Origin of the sequence: Dryocola boscaweniae (assembly GCF_025215095.1) — a bacterium.
Taxonomy (GTDB): domain Bacteria; phylum Pseudomonadota; class Gammaproteobacteria; order Enterobacterales; family Enterobacteriaceae; genus Dryocola; species Dryocola boscaweniae.
Window position 1 is genome coordinate 22,951 of sequence record NZ_JALHAP010000082.1, and the last position, 18,004, is coordinate 40,954.

At 55.0% G+C, this 18,004-nt stretch carries 19 protein-coding genes; 12 read left to right on the forward strand and 7 right to left on the reverse strand.

The genetic code is table 11. From position 1 onward, the window contains the following. Nucleotides 1-72 precede the first annotated feature (72 nt). The 3 genes from prs to lolB all read right to left on the reverse strand — a co-directional run bounded on the left by prs (nt 73) and on the right by lolB (nt 2,643). Nucleotides 73-1,020: a ribose-phosphate diphosphokinase gene (prs, locus tag MUA00_RS17495; protein WP_008454180.1), complete on the reverse strand. Its 948-nt coding sequence runs from the start codon at nt 1,018-1,020 to the stop codon at nt 73-75. Between the two features lie 130 nt (nt 1,021-1,150). After that, nucleotides 1,151-2,020 carry a 4-(cytidine 5'-diphospho)-2-C-methyl-D-erythritol kinase gene (gene ispE / locus MUA00_RS17500; protein ID WP_271124279.1) on the reverse strand — a complete coding sequence of 290 codons (870 nt, stop codon included), beginning with the start codon at nt 2,018-2,020 and terminating at the stop codon, nt 1,151-1,153. Beyond that, nucleotides 2,020-2,643: a lipoprotein insertase outer membrane protein LolB gene (gene lolB / locus MUA00_RS17505; protein ID WP_271124280.1), complete on the reverse strand. Its 624-nt coding sequence runs from the start codon at nt 2,641-2,643 to the stop codon at nt 2,020-2,022. The genes ispE and lolB overlap by 1 nt, the downstream gene beginning before the upstream one ends. Before the next feature lie 204 nt (nt 2,644-2,847). Here lolB and hemA point away from each other — a divergent pair, with 204 nt between their 5' ends. From hemA to kdsA, 6 genes are read left to right on the forward strand one after another with little or no spacing between them, the layout of a single operon-like run. Then, complete coding sequence (gene hemA, locus MUA00_RS17510) at nt 2,848-4,104, forward strand: glutamyl-tRNA reductase (RefSeq protein WP_271124281.1); 1,257 nt, start codon at nt 2,848-2,850, stop codon at nt 4,102-4,104. Between the two features lie 35 nt (nt 4,105-4,139). Beyond that, a complete protein-coding gene (gene prfA / locus MUA00_RS17515; RefSeq protein ID WP_271124282.1) occupies nt 4,140-5,222 on the forward strand; it encodes a peptide chain release factor 1 in 1,083 nt (360 codons plus the stop codon). Next, nucleotides 5,222-6,052 (forward strand): peptide chain release factor N(5)-glutamine methyltransferase, encoded by an 831-nt coding sequence (gene prmC, locus MUA00_RS17520; RefSeq protein ID WP_271124283.1) that lies wholly within the window; start codon nt 5,222-5,224, stop codon nt 6,050-6,052. Before prfA ends, prmC begins: the two co-directional genes overlap by 1 nt. A gap of 18 nt (nt 6,053-6,070) precedes the next feature. Continuing rightward, nucleotides 6,071-6,466, forward strand: a complete 396-nt coding sequence (gene sirB2 / locus MUA00_RS17525) for an invasion regulator SirB2 (RefSeq protein ID WP_271124284.1) — start codon at nt 6,071-6,073, stop codon at nt 6,464-6,466. Beyond that, complete coding sequence (sirB1, locus tag MUA00_RS17530) at nt 6,463-7,272, forward strand: invasion regulator SirB1 (protein WP_271124285.1); 810 nt, start codon at nt 6,463-6,465, stop codon at nt 7,270-7,272. Before sirB2 ends, sirB1 begins: the two co-directional genes overlap by 4 nt. 41 nt (nt 7,273-7,313) lie before the next feature. Then, entirely contained in the window at nt 7,314-8,168 is an 855-nt protein-coding gene (gene kdsA / locus MUA00_RS17535; protein ID WP_271124286.1) for a 3-deoxy-8-phosphooctulonate synthase, read from the forward strand. A 70-nt stretch (nt 8,169-8,238) separates the two neighbouring features. Here kdsA and chaA read toward each other — a convergent pair whose 3' ends face one another. Beyond that, nucleotides 8,239-9,342 carry a sodium-potassium/proton antiporter ChaA gene (gene chaA / locus MUA00_RS17540; protein ID WP_271124287.1) on the reverse strand — a complete coding sequence of 368 codons (1,104 nt, stop codon included), beginning with the start codon at nt 9,340-9,342 and terminating at the stop codon, nt 8,239-8,241. A 280-nt stretch (nt 9,343-9,622) separates the two neighbouring features. On the opposite strand from chaA, the gene chaB reads away from it, so the two are divergent. Together chaB and MUA00_RS17550 are read left to right on the forward strand one after the other, a co-directional pair. After that, a complete protein-coding gene (chaB, locus tag MUA00_RS17545; RefSeq protein ID WP_271124288.1) occupies nt 9,623-9,853 on the forward strand; it encodes a putative cation transport regulator ChaB in 231 nt (76 codons plus the stop codon). Nucleotides 9,854-10,073: 220 nt separating this feature from the next. Continuing rightward, nucleotides 10,074-10,772: a gamma-glutamylcyclotransferase gene (locus MUA00_RS17550; protein ID WP_271124289.1), complete on the forward strand. Its 699-nt coding sequence runs from the start codon at nt 10,074-10,076 to the stop codon at nt 10,770-10,772. Between the two features lie 51 nt (nt 10,773-10,823). On the opposite strand, the gene MUA00_RS17555 is transcribed toward MUA00_RS17550, so the two are convergent. The 3 genes from MUA00_RS17555 to MUA00_RS17565 form a co-directional block, all read right to left on the reverse strand. Then, nucleotides 10,824-11,069 carry a DUF1883 domain-containing protein gene (locus tag MUA00_RS17555; protein ID WP_271124290.1) on the reverse strand — a complete coding sequence of 82 codons (246 nt, stop codon included), beginning with the start codon at nt 11,067-11,069 and terminating at the stop codon, nt 10,824-10,826. A gap of 224 nt (nt 11,070-11,293) precedes the next feature. Beyond that, nucleotides 11,294-13,081 carry a methyl-accepting chemotaxis protein gene (locus MUA00_RS17560; RefSeq protein WP_271124291.1) on the reverse strand — a complete coding sequence of 596 codons (1,788 nt, stop codon included), beginning with the start codon at nt 13,079-13,081 and terminating at the stop codon, nt 11,294-11,296. A gap of 105 nt (nt 13,082-13,186) precedes the next feature. Then, nucleotides 13,187-13,540 (reverse strand): DsrE/DsrF/TusD sulfur relay family protein, encoded by a 354-nt coding sequence (locus MUA00_RS17565; RefSeq protein WP_271124292.1) that lies wholly within the window; start codon nt 13,538-13,540, stop codon nt 13,187-13,189. A 74-nt stretch (nt 13,541-13,614) separates the two neighbouring features. On the opposite strand from MUA00_RS17565, the gene MUA00_RS17570 reads away from it, so the two are divergent. From MUA00_RS17570 to MUA00_RS17585, 4 genes are all read left to right on the forward strand, one after another. Then, the gene (locus MUA00_RS17570; protein ID WP_271124293.1) at nt 13,615-14,811 is read left to right on the forward strand and encodes a nitrate- and nitrite sensing domain-containing protein; all 1,197 of its coding nucleotides are present in this window, start codon (nt 13,615-13,617) and stop codon (nt 14,809-14,811) included. 242 nt (nt 14,812-15,053) lie between these two features. Further along, nucleotides 15,054-16,304 (forward strand): CmpA/NrtA family ABC transporter substrate-binding protein, encoded by a 1,251-nt coding sequence (locus MUA00_RS17575; protein ID WP_271124294.1) that lies wholly within the window; start codon nt 15,054-15,056, stop codon nt 16,302-16,304. A gap of 9 nt (nt 16,305-16,313) precedes the next feature. Next, nucleotides 16,314-17,198, forward strand: coding sequence for a nitrate ABC transporter permease (gene ntrB, locus MUA00_RS17580; RefSeq protein WP_271124295.1), 885 nt, complete (start codon nt 16,314-16,316; stop codon nt 17,196-17,198). A 10-nt stretch (nt 17,199-17,208) separates the two neighbouring features. Beyond that, nucleotides 17,209-17,997: an ABC transporter ATP-binding protein gene (locus tag MUA00_RS17585; RefSeq protein WP_271124296.1), complete on the forward strand. Its 789-nt coding sequence runs from the start codon at nt 17,209-17,211 to the stop codon at nt 17,995-17,997. Nucleotides 17,998-18,004 lie beyond the last annotated feature (7 nt).

Consider the following 18,004-nt stretch of genomic DNA (forward strand, 5'->3'; position numbering starts at 1 on the left):
AAGGAGGCCGTGCTGATAAAAGGGTCCGAAAACGAAAAAACCCGCCGCAGCGGGTTTTTTAAGCGAATTCGATTAATGCTCGAACATCGCAGAGATTGATTCTTCATTACTGATACGGCGAATAGCTTCGGCCAGCATCCCGGACAAAGTCAGGGTGCGGACGTTTGGCAACGCTTTGATTTCATCAGACAGCGGGATGGTATCGCAAACGATAACTTCGTCGATAACCGAGTTACGCAGGTTGTGAACCGCGTTACCGGAGAAGATCGGGTGAGTTGCGTAGGCGAATACACGTTTAGCGCCGCGTTCTTTCAGCGCTTCCGCTGCTTTACACAGCGTACCGCCGGTATCGATCATATCGTCAACCAGCACGCAGTCCCGGCCGCTCACATCACCAATGATGTGCATAACCTGAGAAACGTTAGCGCGTGGGCGACGTTTGTCGATAATGGCCATATCGGTGTCGTTCAGCAGCTTGGCGATAGCACGAGCACGCACCACGCCGCCGATGTCCGGGGAAACCACAATGGGGTTTTCCAGACCGATTTGCAGCATATCTTCCAGCAGGATTGGGCTACCGAAGACGTTGTCTACCGGCACATCGAAGAAGCCCTGAATCTGTTCTGCGTGCAGGTCCACGGTGAGAACACGGTCAACCCCAACGCTTGAGAGGAAGTCAGCAACCACTTTCGCGGTGATCGGTACGCGGGCAGAACGCACACGACGATCCTGACGAGCATAGCCAAAGTAAGGGATAACAGCGGTAATACGACCTGCAGAAGCGCGGCGCAGGGCGTCGACCATAACAACGAGTTCCATCAGGTTGTCATTGGTTGGTGCACAGGTGGACTGGATGATGAAAATATCGCCACCGCGTACATTTTCGTTGATTTGTACGCTTACTTCACCGTCGCTAAAACGTCCGACGGCGGCGTCACCAAGAGAGGTGTACAGGCGGTTGGCAATACGTTGTGCTAGTTCCGGGGTGGCGTTACCAGCAAAAAGCTTCATATCAGGCACGAGAAAAACCTCAGGCATGCGTCCAGTGGCGGATGGCTGCTACCGCAACAATGCGGAAGGCGGGTGGGGCAACACCCATCCAGGCGGTGTATAAAGAGCTTGATGCAACGTCTGAAACGAGGTGACGTTGTCACCAATACTCAGCTTGCCCGGATATGGCCTGATGCAGCGGGGAGAGATTAACGCCTCGCGCAACAAACCCATGCAGCCATTCCGGGGCTTGCTCAAGCACCTGGCGGGCTTCGGACTCGGTGTTAAATTCAGCAAACACGCAAGCGCCGGTGCCAGTCAGGCGCGACGGCGCGTATTCTAACAGCCAGGAAAGCAGCTCATCAACCTTACGAAAACGTTTTCTTGCGATAACCTCACAATCATTACTAAATTCACAATCCAGTAACGTCTGAATTGTGCGGACTGGCGTATTTCTTGGCAGCTCAGGATCTTTAAAAATAACCGGCGTCGGAATGCTCACCCCTGGATGTGCAACCAGATACCATTTTTCTTCCGGTTCGGCTGGGGTGAGAATTTCTCCTACGCCCTCGGCAAAAGCTGCATGACCGCGAACAAAAACGGGAACGTCGGCGCCCAGCGTAACGCCCAGGGCTGCAAGTTGATCTTCACTCAGCCTGCTTTGCCAAAGATGATTTAGCGCAACCAGCACGGTAGCCGCGTTCGAAGAGCCGCCGCCAAGCCCTCCGCCCATCGGCAAACGCTTCTCTACGCTTAAGTTCGCGCCTGCGCCCGCAGGCAACGTGCCCAGCCGCTGCGCTTCGTTCATTAATAATCGCGCGGCCCGGACAATCAGATTTTCTTCGTCTGGCACGCCGGCAACGGGCGTCAGAAGCTGAAGTTCGCCGTCCTGGCGAAGTTCGATAGTGAGGGTGTCGCCATAGTCCAGAAACTGAAACAACGTCTGTAGATTATGGTAGCCGTCCGCCCGACGGCCAGTGATGTACAGGAAAAGATTTAGTTTTGCGGGAGACGGCCAGCGGGTAATCATTATTTAACGATCCAGTTATCCATTTTCAGCTTGATACGCTGGTCGCCTTCGCGCAGTTCCATATTAGAAGGCAGAGCAGGCTGCACTTTATCGTTGTAGTCGCTGTACACCACTTTCCAGGTTTTGCCGTTCTCGGTGTAATTCACTTCGCTCAGGCGATACTGGCTGTCGATTTTGTAGTCGGTCGCCTCGCCCGGCAGGCCGAGCATCCACTGACGCAGGCTGTTTAATGGAATCGGCATGCCTGTCAGACGACCGACCATATCTTCTGCGTCCTGCGCTTCATAACGTTTGCCGTTGCGGTCAACCAGTTGCACTTTGCCCGGCTGCGCGTTCAGTTCAAGTTCAGTGCTGCCAAGCGGATTGGTAAGCAATAAACGATATCTGTCCGGCGCGGTTTGTTGCCAGTTAAAACGCGCATATACCTTTTGGCTATCGGAAAGATAAGCAAAAGCGCCACGCGTCTGGTATTGGGTGATTTTTTGTACTTGTTGCTGGTGTTGTAACCACTGCGGCGAGTCCGGACTTTTGCCAGGTCCGGTCGGTTGATTGATAGCACACCCGGCCAGGACCAGGCTTGCGAGTGGCAGAAGGCGCATCAGACGGGCTTTAGGCATGATCATAGCGGCTACAAATCCTTAGAAATCGTTATTGTGGTTAACCGTTTATGCTAGCGGTGCGTTGGCAGGGCGTCTACGGTCAAGTTGTCTTAAATCATAAATTAGGCTGATACTCATCAAGGGGTGGCTCTCTTTTATTGACCGCCCGCATCCTGTATGATGCGCCAAGTCAATTCTTATCAACATCGGTATTACTCAGACCGCTCAATGACCCTGTTAGCACTAGGCATCAACCACAAAACTGCTCCGGTATCGCTGCGAGAACGTGTAACGTTTTCGCCGGACACGCTCGACCAGGCTTTGGGTAGCCTGCTGGAACAGCCGATGGTGCAGGGCGGCGTGGTGCTTTCTACCTGCAACCGCACCGAACTCTATCTGAGCGTTGAAGAGCAGGACAACCTGCATGAACGGCTGGTGCGCTGGCTGTGCGATTACCACAACCTCAACGAAGAGGAAGTGCGGAATAGCCTGTACTGGCATCATGACAACGACGCCGTCAGCCATTTGATGCGTGTCGCAAGCGGTCTGGATTCGCTGGTGCTCGGCGAGCCGCAAATTTTGGGGCAGGTGAAAAAAGCCTTTGCCGACTCCCAAAAAGGCCAGTCGCTTTCCAGCGAACTGGAACGCATGTTCCAGAAGTCTTTCTCTGTCGCCAAACGCGTTCGTACCGAAACAGACATCGGCGCCAGCGCCGTGTCGGTGGCTTTCGCGGCCTGCACGCTGGCTCGTCAGATCTTCGAATCCCTCTCCACAGTGACCGTGCTGCTCGTTGGCGCAGGCGAAACCATTGAGCTTGCTGCCCGTCACTTACGCGAACACAACGTGCAGAAAATGATTATCGCCAACCGTACCCGCGAGCGGGCGCAGGTGCTGGCTGATGAAGTCGGCGCGGAAGTCATTAGCCTGAGCGATATCGATGAGCGACTAAAGGATGCCGATATTATTATCAGCTCCACCGCAAGCCCACTGCCGATAATCGGAAAAGGCATGGTAGAACGCGCCCTGAAAGCGCGTCGTAACCAACCCATGCTGCTGGTGGATATCGCCGTTCCGCGCGATGTCGAGCCGGAAGTGGGTAAACTCGCCAACGCTTACCTTTATAGCGTGGATGACCTGCAGGCCATCATTCAGAACAACCTTGCGCAGCGTAAAGCCGCCGCGGCGGAAGCTGAAACCATCGTGGCGCAGGAATGCAGTGAGTTTATGGCCTGGATGCGCGCCCAAAGCGCAACCGAAACTATCCGCGAATATCGCAGCCAGGCGGAGCTTATTCGCGACGACCTGGCTGGCAAGGCGCTCGCTGCGCTTTCCCAGGGCGCCGACGCCGAAACCGTTCTTCAGGATCTGGCCTGGAAATTAACCAATCGCCTGATCCACGCACCAACCAAATCGCTCACGCAGGCTGCCCGTGACGGGGATGACGAACGCCTGCAGATTCTGCGCAACAGCCTCGGGCTGGATTAGCACAACAACTCTTATTACAAGGTGAACCACCGCCCATGAAGCCTTCTATTGTTGCCAAACTGGAAGCCTTGCAGGAGCGCCATGAAGAAGTTCAGGCCCTGCTTGGCGACGCAGCCACCATCGCCGATCAGGACCGTTTTCGCGCGCTTTCTCGCGAATACGCTCAGCTTAGCGATGTCTCTCGCTGCTTCCTGCAATGGCGCCAGGTTCAGGAAGATATTGAAACCGCACAAAGCATGCTCGACGACCCGGAAATGCGCGAAATGGCGCAGGAAGAGCTGAACCAGGCGAAAAGCGACAGCGAAGAATTAGAACAGCAATTACAGGTTCTGCTGTTGCCTAAGGACCCGGATGACGAACGCAACGCGTTCGTTGAAGTGCGGGCCGGGACCGGCGGCGATGAAGCGGCGCTGTTTGCCGGTGATTTATTCCGCATGTACAGCCGCTATGCGGAATCCCGCCGCTGGAAAGTTGAAATCATGAGCGCCAACGAAGGCGAACATGGCGGCTATAAAGAAGTGATTGCCAAAATTAGCGGCGACGGCGTTTACGGTCGTCTGAAATTCGAGTCCGGCGGACATCGCGTGCAGCGCGTCCCGGCAACGGAATCTCAGGGCCGCATTCACACATCGGCCTGTACCGTAGCGGTGATGCCGGAAATCCCGGAAGCGGAACTGCCGGATATTAATCCCGGCGATTTGCGTATCGATACCTTCCGCTCCTCTGGCGCGGGCGGTCAGCACGTTAACACCACCGACTCGGCTATCCGTATCACCCACTTGCCGACCGGCATTGTGGTGGAGTGCCAGGACGAACGTTCACAGCATAAAAACAAAGCAAAAGCGTTGTCCGTGCTGGGTTCACGTATTCGCGCGGCCGAAATGGCCAAGCGCCAGCAGGAAGAAGCGTCCACCCGTCGTAACCTGTTAGGCAGCGGCGACCGCTCTGACCGTAACCGTACCTACAACTTCCCGCAGGGCCGCGTGACGGATCACCGTATCAATATCACGCTGTATCGTCTGGACGAAGTTATGGAAGGTAAAATAGACGGGCTGATTGAGCCTATCGTGCAGGAATACCAGGCCGACCAGCTAGCGGCGCTGTCCGAGCAGGATTAATGGATTTTCAGCACTGGCTACAGCAGGCGATAGCCCAACTCTTTGAGAGCGAAAGCCCGCGTCGCGATGCGGAAATCCTGCTGGGTTTTGTCACAGGCAAAGCAAGAACTTTTATCCTCGCGTTTGGGGAGACTGAACTTACGGCGCAGCAACTGCGGCAGTTAAACGAACTGCTTACCCGTCGCGTGCGCGGTGAACCGGTCGCTCATCTGGTTGGCGAGCGCGAATTCTGGTCGCTGCCGCTGCGTGTCTCTCCGGTAACGCTTATTCCTCGTCCTGATACCGAATGTCTTGTTGAGCAGGCATTAGCGCGCATGCCTGCCGCGCCTTGCTCCGTGCTTGATTTAGGTACCGGCACGGGCGCAATCGCGCTGGCTATCGCAAGCGAGCGCCCGGAGTGCGAAATTACCGCGCTGGACGTTATCCCTGAAGCCGTAGAGCTTGCTCGCAGTAATGCCGATCGGCTTGGCATTACTAATGTTAAGGTCTTGCAAAGTCACTGGTTTAGTGCGCTCAATACTCAGCGTTTCTCGGTTATCGTCAGTAATCCGCCTTATATTGACCGTGACGATCCGCATCTGGCGCAGGGGGATGTGCGTTTTGAACCTCTGAGCGCGCTGGTTGCGGACAATTTTGGGCTGGCGGATATACACGCGCTGATTGAAACATCGTGGCAGTTTCTCGAACCCGGCGGCTGGCTGCTTCTGGAGCACGGCTGGCAGCAGGCGCAACAGGTGCGGCAGTTGTTTATCGCGGCCGGTTTCGTTGAGGTTCAGACCTGTCAGGATTACGGCGGCAACGATCGCCTGACTTTAGGACGCTATTTCTAACGATAAGGAACGCAACAGTTGGCAACTTACTTTGCATTCAAACATCTGCATATATTGACAGTCATCATTTCCGTGAGCCTGTTTATTTTGCGCTACTGGTGGCAATACCGTGATTCCGCTCTGTCGCACAAACGCTGGGTACGCATCGTCCCGCATGTGAACGACACCCTTTTGCTGGGCAGCGGCATTGCACTGGTGATGATTACGCATTTTTATCCATTCACCCCACAGGGGACATGGCTGACTGAAAAACTATTTGGCGTTATCATCTATATCGTTTTGGGTTTTATCGCGCTAGGCCGACGCCCGCGCAGCCAGCAGGTACGGTGGTTTGCCTTTCTGTTGGCGCTGGTGGTGCTCTACATCATCGTTAAACTCGCCACCACAAAAATACCGTTATTGGGGTTTGTATGAGGTCGTTAGCCGATTTCGAATTTAATCAGGCACCGCTGTGCGAGGGGATGATTCTGGTCTCCCAACTTATCCGGGAAGATTTTCCCGCAGCACAGGTGCGGGCACAACTGGATCAACTGGTCCGTCAGGCACGTGAAGACATCTGCGAGGCGGACCATGCGGACCAGCAGCTCGAAAAGCTGCTGGAACTGTTTTATGGCGAATGGGGATTCAAAGATGCCGGCGGTGTGTATCGTCTGTCGGACGCCCTGTGGCTGGATAACGTGCTGAAAAATCGCCAGGGCAGCGCCGTTTCCCTGGGCGCGATTTTGCTGTGGATTGCCGAACATCTCGATATTCCTTTAATGCCGGTTATTTTCCCGACGCAGCTTATCCTGCGCGGCGACTGGTTGGATGGGGAAATGTGGCTCATTAATCCGTTTAATGGCGACACGCTCGATGAGCACACGCTTGAAGTGTGGCTGAAAGGCAATATCAATCCAGGCGCTGAACTTTTTGAAGAAGATCTTGATGAGTCCGACAACGCCGAGGTCATCCGCAAACTGTTGGATACGCTAAAATCCGCATTGATGGAAGAGCGGCAAATGGAACTGGCATTACGCGCCAGCGAAGCCCTGCTCCAGTTCAACCCGGAAGATCCGTATGAAATCCGCGATCGCGGTCTTATCTATGCGCAGCTCGACTGCGAACACGTGGCGCTTAACGATCTGAGCTATTTCGTTGAGCAGTGCCCTGAAGACCCGATTAGCGAAATGATCAAAGCGCAAATTAACTCGATTTCGCATAAGCAGGTCACCCTGCATTAATGCAAAATTTTTGATTCACACCTGATAAGGCGATCTGAAAGATGGAACAAAAAGTGGTTAGCATTGGCGATATCAAAGTTGCAAACGACCTGCCATTTGTGCTGTTTGGCGGCATGAACGTGCTGGAATCGCGCGATCTCGCGATGCGTATCTGTGAGCATTACGTTACCGTTACGCAGAAGCTGGGCATTCCTTACGTGTTCAAGGCATCGTTTGATAAAGCCAACCGTTCATCCATTCACTCATACCGCGGGCCGGGTCTTGAAGAAGGGATGAAGATTTTCCAGGAGCTGAAGCAAACTTTCGGCGTGAAAATCATCACCGACGTTCATGAAGCAAGCCAGGCGCAGCCGGTTGCCGATGTTGTAGATGTGATTCAACTGCCGGCATTCCTTGCGCGTCAGACCGACCTGGTTGAAGCGATGGCGAAAACCGGCGCTGTTATCAACGTGAAAAAACCGCAGTTCGTAAGCCCGGGTCAGATGGGCAACATCGTTGATAAATTCCACGAAGGCGGCAACGACCAGATTATTCTGTGCGATCGCGGCGCAAACTTCGGTTATGACAACCTGGTTGTGGACATGCTGGGCTTCAGCGTGATGAAACAGGTTTCTAACGGCGCGCCGGTCATTTTCGACGTGACCCACGCCCTGCAGTGCCGCGACCCGTTTGGCGCAGCGTCCAGCGGTCGTCGCGCCCAGGTTACCGAACTGGCTCGCGCCGGTATGGCAACAGGCCTTGCCGGTCTGTTTATTGAAGCGCACCCGGACCCGGACAACGCGCGCTGCGACGGTCCGTCCGCGCTGCCGCTGGCAAAACTGGAGCCTTTCCTCAAGCAGATTAAAGCGATTGACGATCTGGTGAAAGGTTTCGAGCCGCTGGATACCAGCCACTAAGTTTCCAGGACGTCTGAACGTAAAAAAGCCCTTATCAAAAGATAAGGGCTTTTTTTATGGCTTTGCCTCGTCAGGCAAAGATTGTCATCAGATAAGCGGCGAACAAGGCGAGGTGCGCGGTGCCGTTAAGCACGTTGGTGCGCCCGGTTGAGAACGAAATCTGGCACAGCACAAGCGAGGTGAGCATCACCACCATTTCCGGTTTGCCAAGCCCGAAGATAAGCTCATTACCCGTCAGAATCGCAATCAGCGTTACCGCAGGAACCGTCAGTGAAATGGTCGCCAGTACCGAGCCGAAGAACAGGTTCATAGCGCGCTGCACCTGATTGCTCAGCACCGCTTTCAGAGCGCCCAGGCCTTCAGGCGAGAGAATCAGAAGGGCGACCAGGAAACCTGTAAACTGCGCCGGAGCGTTGAGCGTGCTCAGCAAAGACTCCAGCGGGCTGGCATTCATTTTGGTGACGGCAATAACCGCAACCAGATGCACCACCAGCCAGATGGCATGCCAGGTGCTGCTGTGCGCGGACGGCTTGCCGTGGTGCGGATCGTCGTCATCCGCTTCATCTTCGTGTTCATAGACGAACAGGCTCTGGTGCGTTTTGGTCTGAATCAGCAGGAAAACGCCATACATCGCAGCGGAAATGCCGGCCACCATCAGCGACTGGCCGACGCTGAAATTGCCTTCCGGCAGGGCGGTAGGAAACACCAGAACAATCACCGCCAGCGGGAACAGCGCTATCAGGTATTGCTTGATGCCAAACAGATTCATGTACTGGGTCGCAAACTTACGCCCGCCAAGCAGCAATGAGAAGCCCACCAGACCGCCGGTGACAATCATAATGATGGAGTAAAGCGTATCCCGCATTAACGTGGGCGCGGCATCGCCGGTCGCCATTAATGCGGAAATTAAGCTGACTTCAAGAATAACAACGGAAAGGCTGAGAATTAATGAGCCGTACGGTTCACCTAAGCGGTGCGCCAGAACATCGGCATGACGTACTACGCTAAAGGCGCTGCTTAAAATAGCCACTAACGCCAGAATGTTAATTCCGACTACCACCGGCAATGACTGACTGGACCCCCATACAGCCAACACGGCCAGTGCCAGCACCGGAAAAATGAGGGAACTCTCCTTATGGCGGGTTTTCACCGCCTCATGTTGTGTTTTTGGCATTATGATTCTCCATCGGCGCAAGGGATAAGCTATTTTTTCATAGTAGATAGAATTTTTAACCGGTACAAAATAGCAAAAAATGACGATAACTCGGAAATATTTACTTAATTTTACGGCTTTTGCATGTTTATCAGATTAATCGTGCATAAACAGGCTTTATAGTTATTTATTTCTTATTAATCAAATGGATAATTTTAATTAAAATCAAGATTATTGAATTTCTGGCGACAATGACCTCTTTGTTTCACACTTAAGAGTCACCCATAAAGGAGATTAATCTATGCCTTATAAAAGCAAAAGCTCCCTGCCGGACAGCGTGAAAAATGTTCTGCCTGCCCATGCGCAGGATATTTACAAAGAAGCCTTTAACAGCGCCTGGGATGAATACAAGGATAAAGAGGACCGCAAAGGCGATGCCAGCCGGGAAGAAACGGCCCATAAGGTCGCCTGGGCCGCCGTGAAGCATCAATACCAGAAAGGCGATGATGATAAATGGCATAAGAAAAAATAGCCTTTGTAGCGCCACGCTCTGGTCCGACCCCCGACCGCCTTTCCCCACTCTGGCAAGTGAAAATGACATTCTTACTGTTTTGTGATCATCATCAAACTTGCCAGCGACTCGCTAATTGCTTATCGTCACCGTTATGCTGCTTTATAAGTGAGCAGTGATAAAAGCCGGGAAGGCATAGCTGACGTAGTCACAAGGAAGTATGCAGTGGCGGAGGTGTAGGGTGTTAACGCGCGACTTCTTAATGAATGCGGATTGTAAGACGGCTTTTGGTTCCATCGAGGAATCCTTACTGTGGACGCCCGAGCAGCGTTCAGCATCGCTTGCGGCGACGCTTGCCTGTCGGCCCGATCTAAGCCCCGTGTGGATATTTGGCTACGGTTCTTTAATGTGGAACCCGGCCTTCGAATTCGACGAATCAGCGCCGGGCACCCTGGTGGGCTGGCATCGGGCATTCTGTCTGCGTTTAACCGCCGGTCGCGGCACGGCAAGCCGGCCGGGAAGAATGCTGGCGCTTAAAGAGGGCGGGCGAACCACGGGACTTGCCTATCGTCTGCCGGAAGCGCAGCTTGAAGATGAGCTAACGCTTGTCTGGAAGCGCGAAATGATAACCGGCTGCTATCTGCCTACCTGGTGCAGGCTGGAATTAGATGATGGCCGCACCGTTAACGCCCTGGTGTTTATCATGGACCCGCGTCATCCTCTGTATGAAGCCGATACCTGCCCACAAACCATCGCGCCGCTTATCGCTGCGGCCAGCGGCCCGCTGGGAACCAACGCGCAGTACCTGTTCTCACTCGAAGTTGAACTGAAAAAGCACGGCATGCATGACGACTGCCTGGATGAGCTGGTAAGCCAGGTACGAGCCTGGCTGCAAAAGCCGCAAGAAGAGGGTGGATGTTTCCAGGCGGGCTTCGCGTAATGATTCTGGCGTTAAAAAAAGCCCGCGTAATCGCGGGTTTTTTACTCTCGTCTAAGCAGGAACATAGCTTATCGAATGCTCCAGCGTCTGGCAGTGGCTGTCAATCAACACCCTCCATGTGCCGCTGTAAGGCACGCTTAAATAAGCGGACTGCTTGCCCTCGACGCTAAGAATATCGGTTTGCGGCCGACCGCGAACGCTTGATTCACTCATCAAATGGATATGACAGCTATCCGAGCAACGCACGACAACCGTATCGCCGCCAAAAAGGTTCAGACTGGCTTTCACTACTGGCATTTTTCACTCCGCAATTTCGCCGAAATATGACGTCCATGCCCCCAGGGTATCCTCGCAATCAGTGATGTTGTTCACAAATCACACTTTATGCATAACACCAGAGAGGGCATCTGCAGATGCTGACTTTGATCAAAAAACGCCATGACTCAGTAAATTTTGTGCGGAAATGCCTGAAACCATTCAGCAGACGAATTAAACGTTTATAAAAACGCTTTTGCCTGCCATTAAATACGGAAATGTCCCGCGGTTTCCGCCAGTTCTCCAGCCTGGCTTTGTAGTGCTCCCGCTGCGGCAGCGGACTGCACTACCAGCTCTGCGTTCTGCTGCACCATATTGTCCAGATGCGTCACCGCGTGATTAATTTCCTGAATGCCTTTCATCTGTTCGCTGGTAGAGATCGTGATTTCGCGCATGATGCCGGAAACGCTGCCCACGCTGGTAACGATCTCATCCATCGCTTCGCCTGCCTGACGCACGTACTTAGAGCCATGCGACACGCTTTGCGTGGTGGAGTCGATGAGCGTTTTGATTTCCTTTGCCGCCTGCGCGCTGCGCTGCGCAAGATTTCGCACTTCGCCCGCAACCACGGCAAACCCACGTCCTTGTTCACCAGCCCGGGCTGCTTCAACCGATGCGTTCAGCGCCAGGATATTGGTCTGGAAAGCAATGCCGTCGATAACGCCTGTAATATCGCCGATTTTCCCCGAGGCAGTTTCGATGGCCTGCATGGTGGAGATAACCTGCGAAACGACTCGTCCGCCGCGCTCTGCGGCTTCGGTTGCGCTGGTGGTCTGGATATTGGCCTGCGCCGCAGCTTCGGTAGAGTTAGCCACCGAGGCGGTAATCTGCTCCACGGCGCTTGCCGTTTCACGCAGGCTCGAAGCGGCTTGCTCGGTACGGCCGGAGAGATCCTGATTGCCAGCGGCAATCTCATTGGCGGCGACTTTTACCGACGCGCTGGCATCGCGCAACTGCACCATCACCACCGACAATTTATCGCTGAAGGCGTTAAAAGCATGGGCAATTTGCGCCACTTCATCGTTGCCCGCTTCCGGAAGACGTTGCGAAAGATCGTTAGTGCCGGAGCTGATGGCGCGCATCGCATCACGGATGCTGCTCAGGCGCTTAAGCACGGTTGCCACGAGGAAATGCACCACCGCGCCTGAGATAAGCACCAGAGCGACCAGCGCGATGGCGGAGGCCTTCAGCAAAGCGTTCATGCCGGAGGTAGCGTCATTATTATCCAGCGCGACAATCAGGAACCAGTGCGTACCCGGTACGGGCGTGGCAAGCAACTGTTTAGTTTTATCGCCCATAGTGCCCGTGGCACGGTGGCCGTCCGCCAGCAGCCGGTCAAAGCTTGTGCCGGTTACCGCGTCGCTAAACGGCTTGAGGGTTAATGCGGGATCTAACGCCGCGATAACCGAACCGTCGCCGTCGACCAGCATCCCGCTGCTGTTGGTCGTTGGGTGAATGCTGCGCACGTTCGCCACAACGCTGTCCATCGTCACATCGCCGGCAACAACCGCTTTCAGCTCGCCGTTTTCAAAAACCGGCACCGCAAAAGTGACCACCAGTTTCCCGGTGCCCGCGTCCACGTACGGCGCGGTCACAACGGGGCTATTCTCTTTTAAAACCTGCTGGTACCACGGACGAACCGTTGGGTCATAATCGGCGGGAACGCCGGTAGGATCGGAAAACTTTGCCGTCTTGCTGGCATAGCCGACATAGACATTCGTAAAACCGCCGGCGGCGGCGAGGTGACGGAAAACGGGCACCGGATCGTCCGTTAGCGCTACGCCATCCAGTGAACGGATGATGGCCATTTTGCTGTTCACCCAGTCGGTGATGGCAACAGCGTGGCTTTCGCTGGTGCTTTTTAGCGTTTCCTCAATGGATTGCAGATTGTCCGCACGGGTGACCCGATAGTTGATAATGGTGTTGAGAAGAAGCGCGGCGATCAAACAGCCTGCCGTCACACAAATAATCCGAGCGCGTATTGACCTGAACATGATGTTTTCCTGCTGTGTTGTTTTCGGAAACTATCGGCAAACACAGCAGGAAACTTGATGGGCGAGGGCAAGGTATAAGTAAAAAGTATTACTGTCGGGTAATTATTAGAATGTTAATACTTTATCGGCGTCAAGCGTCCACGCGGCAAGTTCGACCAGCGTGCCGATGGCAACGCCATCCGCCAGCGGCAGCCCGGTAATGCCGCGCCCGTCGGTGCAGGTTTTACATAATTTCACCGGCACATTCTGCGCGGTAAGAATTTCCAGCATCTGCTGAATGTTGTATCCCTCAGCCGGTTTCTGACCGCGCAATCCCGCAGTGACCGCATCGGACATTAAAAAGAGTTTCAGATCCGGACGCAGCTCTTGTTCAAGAAGCGCAATCGCAAGGCGCAGGCTGTTAAACAGAGATTCGCTGCCGTAAGCAGCCCCGTTGGCGATAATCACTATTTTCTGCATTTTTTCTCCTTTGTGCCGCAAGGCACGACTTTTGCTTAAGCCAAAGATACTACTTTGCCGTTCAGGAGCGTTTTATGATCCCCACCGCCCGCGATTTTCTGATCGCCGCCCGAACCCGTGGACGTGAACAGTTACAGGATATTCTGCAAATCGGGCAGCTTACCGGACGAATAGCCAGGCTTGCCCACATGCTACAACGCGAGCGCGGGGCTTCCAACATCTGGCTGTGCTCCGCGGGAAATCTGTTTGGGGACGAACGGAAGTCCTGCGCGCAAGAGGTAGATGGCGAAATGACGCATTTCAGACAGGCCATTGCCCAGCCGGATTATCTGCCGGGCAGCGCACTGTTCATAAATCTCGCCTGCGCACTGCATTATCTGGAGCGTTTGCCTGCGCTGCGCGAAAAAATCTCCGCGCAACAAATTACGCCCTCTGAAGCGATGGAACAGTTCAATTGCACGCTGCGCCATTTGCTCAGCATCGTGCCTGAAACCAGCAACGCTGTGGAAGACGCAGGCGTTGCCCGGGCGCTGGCCGCGCTGTTCAGTTTTATGCAGGGCAAGGAGTTTGCAGGGCAGGAACGAGCGATTGGCGCGCTGGGCTTCACACAGGGAACCTTCAATGACGCGCTGCGTCAGCAACTGGCGGATCGCATCGACAGCCAGCAGCGCTGCTTCGAGGCCTTTTGCAGCATGGCGGATGAGCCGCTGCGCCTGCAATACCAGTCCAGCGGTGAACCGTGCCGGGAAACGGAAAGGCTCAGACGCCTGGCGTGTACGCGGCTGAGCGCCGACGAGGCGCAACCGGAGCGTGCGCTGCAATGGTTTGCCGTGTTGACCGCAAGGATCGATGCGCTAAGAAAAGTTGAAGAAATGCTGATCGAAGCGGTAATGGCGCAGGCGCAGCGGGCGCTCGGACAGGTTTTACATGAAACGCCGCTTAGCGAAACAGAAATAGCGAACTGGGTGGCAGGGCATGCCAGCAACGACGGCGAGCGTTATCTCGACCGCCATCTCCTGCCCCTGGTGCGCCAGCAGGCGCAACAGCTTGAAACCATGGCGCAGCAGTTAGCTTCGCTCCAGGCAACGCTTGAAGAGCGCAAGGTCATCGACAAAGCCAAAGCGCTGCTGATTCGCCATCAGGGCTACAGCGAAGAACAGGCCTGGCAGACGCTGCGAAAAATGGCGATGAACCAGAACAAAAGGATGGTGGATGTGGCCCATGCGATGGTTTCCGTCGCCGATATCTGGCAGTTACCTATAAAGGAGTAGTTGCACAATCAGTGGGCATATAGTGCTTTTTTGTAGTGCGTATCACCGCTTTTTTAAACCCATTTTCGCTGTTTTTGGCGCTTTCTGAACTGGCACGCGAGTTGCAATGATTCTTACGTAATTAAATTTTACCGTTCCAGACTGCGCCAACGGCGGCGTAAGTCTGGCAGGACAAAGGCGTCCTTCAATGTGCTGACCCACATTGTTGGGCGCTTTTTTTTGCTTTTTTCAGGAGGAAGCCGATGAGTGAAAAAACCATAGCTATCTCGCGCCGCCGGCTGTTACAGGCGGGAGCCGCTCTCGGCGGCGCATATTTGCTGCCGGGCATAATGAATGCCGTCTGGGCTGCGGGCAGCGACGGGCCGGAGCAGAGCCAGGTAAAAGTCGGTTTTATTCCGCTGACCGACTGCGCCTCTGTCGTCATGGCGTCCGTGAAAGGTTTTGATAAGAAATACGGCATCACCATTGTGCCGAGCAAAGAAGCTAGCTGGGCGGCAGTGCGCGACAAAATGGTCTCCGGCGAGCTTGACGCGGCGCACGTTTTATACGGCCTGGTTTACGGGCTGGAGATGGGCATTGCGGGCAAGCAGCAGTCCATGGCCAACCTGATGACGCTCAACAACAACGGCCAGGCGATTTCGCTCTCGATGGATCTGGCGAAACAGGGCGTGACCGAGGCATCAGGTCTGAAAAAACTCATCGCCGGTAAAGCGCCGGGAACATTTACCTTCGCTCATACATTCCCGACCGGCACCCACGCTATGTGGCTTTATTACTGGCTTGCGAACGCGGGTATCCATCCGTTCAACGATGTGCGCACCGTAGTCGTACCGCCGCCGCAGATGGTGATGAACATGCGCATCGGCAACATGGTTGGCTTTTGCGTGGGCGAGCCCTGGAACCAGCGCGCCATTAACGATGGCATTGGTTATACGGCGGCAACCTCGCAGTCCATCTGGCCGGATCATCCTGAAAAGATCCTCGGCACGCGCAGCGCCTGGGTTGAGCAAAACCCGAATACCGCCCGCGCGTTAGTTGCGGCCATTCTGGAAACTTCGCGCTGGATTGATGCGAACGACGACAACCGCCGTGAAACGGCCAGCGTGCTCGCCGGACGGGCATATCTCAACACAAAGGCTGATTATCTGACCGGACGCATGCTCGGGCAGTACGACAACGGCCTCGGCAAAAAATGGCAGGACGAACACGCCATGCATTTTTTCCGCGACGGCGAAGTCACCTTTCCGTGGCTCTCCGACGGCATGTGGTTCCTCACCCAGCACCGCCGCTGGGGATTGCTCGACCACGACCCCGACTACCTTGCAATCGCCCGGCGTATTAACCGTATTGATGTCTACCAGCAGGCAGCCAGCGCCGTGGGCAACGTTGCCGTGCCTGCAAACCACATGCGCAGCAGCAGGCTTATGGATGGCAGTACCTGGAACGGCAGCAATCCTGCCGCCTACGCCGCAAGTTTCGCCATTAAACGTTAAGGGGAAATCATGAACCTACAGGCCCAGAAACCTTCAGCCGTTGAGCTGAGCGCCCCGGTTGGGGAAGTGATTACATTACCGCCGGTCGCGGTGCGTCGCCGTAAACCACACTGGCGGCAGATAAGCCTGAGCATTTTCCAGCGTCTCGTCCCTGCGGTTCTTGGCATGGGGCTGTTGCTGGTGGCCTGGCAAATCGCCGCGCTTAACAGCAAAGGCTTTCCCACGCCGCTTAGCACGCTGGATTCCGCCATTACGCTGTTTGCGGACCCGTTCTACAACGCCGGGCCGAACGACCAGGGGATCGGCTGGAATATCCTTGCTTCGCTTCAGCGCGTTGCCGTGGGGTTTGGTCTGGCGGCAATCGTTGGCATCCCGGCGGGCTTTTTAATTGGCCGTTTCACTTTCCTCGCCAGAATGTTTAACCCGCTTGTCGCTCTGCTGCGTCCGGTAAGCCCGCTGGCCTGGCTGCCGATTGGCCTGCTGCTGTTTCAGAAGGCGGAACCGGCTTCAAGCTGGACGATCTTCATCTGCTCCATCTGGCCGATGGTCATTAACACCGCCGAAGGGGTGAAGCGCATCCCGGAGGATTATCTCAACGTGGCGCGCGTGCTGAAACTGTCCGAATGGACGGTAATGCGCCGCATTTTATTCCCGGCCGTGCTGCCCGCGGTGCTCACCGGCGTGCGTTTATCGATTGGTATCGCCTGGCTGGTTATTGTCGCGGCGGAAATGCTCACCGGCGGCCTGGGCATCGGTTTTTGGATCTGGAACGAGTGGAACAACCTCAACGTCGAAAACATCCTGATTGCGATTGTGATTATCGGCGTCGTCGGGTTGCTGCTCGAACAGGGCTTAATGCTGCTGGCGCGCCGTTTTAGCTGGCAGGAAAAATAAGGGGAAAACCATGAAAAAGATTATCCAGGTTCAGAATGTCAGCCAGCGTTTCTCCACCGCCAGCGGCGAGTTTTTAGCGCTCAGCAACGTCAGCTTTAATATTGCGCAAGGGGAGACCATCAGCCTGATTGGGCACTCGGGGTGCGGTAAATCAACGCTGCTCAACCTGATTGCTGGCATTACCTTGCCATCCGAAGGCGGACTGCTGTGCGATAACCGGGAAATCGCAGGGCCAGGCCCGGAACGCGCGGTTGTGTTCCAGAACCACTCTTTGCTGCCGTGGATGACCTGCTTTGAAAACGTGGCGCTGGCGGTGGATCAGGTCTTCCGCCGCACCATGAACCGTGCCGAACGCCGCGAATGGATTATTCACAATCTGGAGCGCGTGCAGATGGGGCACGCGATTGATAAGCGTCCCGGAGAAATTTCCGGCGGCATGAAACAGCGTGTAGGCATTGCCCGCGCGCTGGCGATGAAACCGAAAGTGCTGTTGATGGATGAGCCGTTCGGCGCGCTGGATGCGTTGACGCGCGCGCATTTGCAGGATGCTGTCATGCATATCCAGCAGGAACTGCGCACCACCATTGTGCTTATCACGCACGATGTGGACGAAGCGGTGCTGCTTTCCGATCGCGTGCTGATGATGACCAACGGCCCGGCGGCGACGGTCGGCGAAACGCTGCACGTCGATTTGCCGCGCCCGCGAAACCGCATTGAGCTTGCCGAAGACAGCCGCTATCACCTTCTGCGCCAGCAGGTGCTGCGCTTCCTGTACGAAAAGCAGCCGAAGGCCGCCTGAGGAGCAG

What these genes read in the sequence shown, in the direction of transcription:
- prmC (WP_271124283.1), top strand. Translation starts at nt 5,222, where the DNA reads ATGGATTTTCAGCACTGGCTACAGCAGGCGATAGCCCAACTCTTTGAG.
- ispE (WP_271124279.1), bottom strand. Translation starts at nt 2,020, where the DNA reads ATGATTACCCGCTGGCCGTCTCCCGCAAAACTAAATCTTTTCCTGTAC.
- chaB (WP_271124288.1), top strand. Translation starts at nt 9,623, where the DNA reads ATGCCTTATAAAAGCAAAAGCTCCCTGCCGGACAGCGTGAAAAATGTT.
- prfA (WP_271124282.1), top strand. Translation starts at nt 4,140, where the DNA reads ATGAAGCCTTCTATTGTTGCCAAACTGGAAGCCTTGCAGGAGCGCCAT.
- MUA00_RS17555 (WP_271124290.1), bottom strand. Translation starts at nt 11,069, where the DNA reads ATGCCAGTAGTGAAAGCCAGTCTGAACCTTTTTGGCGGCGATACGGTT.
- lolB (WP_271124280.1), bottom strand. Translation starts at nt 2,643, where the DNA reads ATGATCATGCCTAAAGCCCGTCTGATGCGCCTTCTGCCACTCGCAAGC.
- hemA (WP_271124281.1), top strand. Translation starts at nt 2,848, where the DNA reads ATGACCCTGTTAGCACTAGGCATCAACCACAAAACTGCTCCGGTATCG.
- sirB1 (WP_271124285.1), top strand. Translation starts at nt 6,463, where the DNA reads ATGAGGTCGTTAGCCGATTTCGAATTTAATCAGGCACCGCTGTGCGAG.
- MUA00_RS17575 (WP_271124294.1), top strand. Translation starts at nt 15,054, where the DNA reads ATGAGTGAAAAAACCATAGCTATCTCGCGCCGCCGGCTGTTACAGGCG.
- MUA00_RS17585 (WP_271124296.1), top strand. Translation starts at nt 17,209, where the DNA reads ATGAAAAAGATTATCCAGGTTCAGAATGTCAGCCAGCGTTTCTCCACC.
- kdsA (WP_271124286.1), top strand. Translation starts at nt 7,314, where the DNA reads ATGGAACAAAAAGTGGTTAGCATTGGCGATATCAAAGTTGCAAACGAC.
- chaA (WP_271124287.1), bottom strand. Translation starts at nt 9,342, where the DNA reads ATGCCAAAAACACAACATGAGGCGGTGAAAACCCGCCATAAGGAGAGT.
- ntrB (WP_271124295.1), top strand. Translation starts at nt 16,314, where the DNA reads ATGAACCTACAGGCCCAGAAACCTTCAGCCGTTGAGCTGAGCGCCCCG.
- MUA00_RS17570 (WP_271124293.1), top strand. Translation starts at nt 13,615, where the DNA reads ATGATCCCCACCGCCCGCGATTTTCTGATCGCCGCCCGAACCCGTGGA.
- MUA00_RS17565 (WP_271124292.1), bottom strand. Translation starts at nt 13,540, where the DNA reads ATGCAGAAAATAGTGATTATCGCCAACGGGGCTGCTTACGGCAGCGAA.
- MUA00_RS17560 (WP_271124291.1), bottom strand. Translation starts at nt 13,081, where the DNA reads ATGTTCAGGTCAATACGCGCTCGGATTATTTGTGTGACGGCAGGCTGT.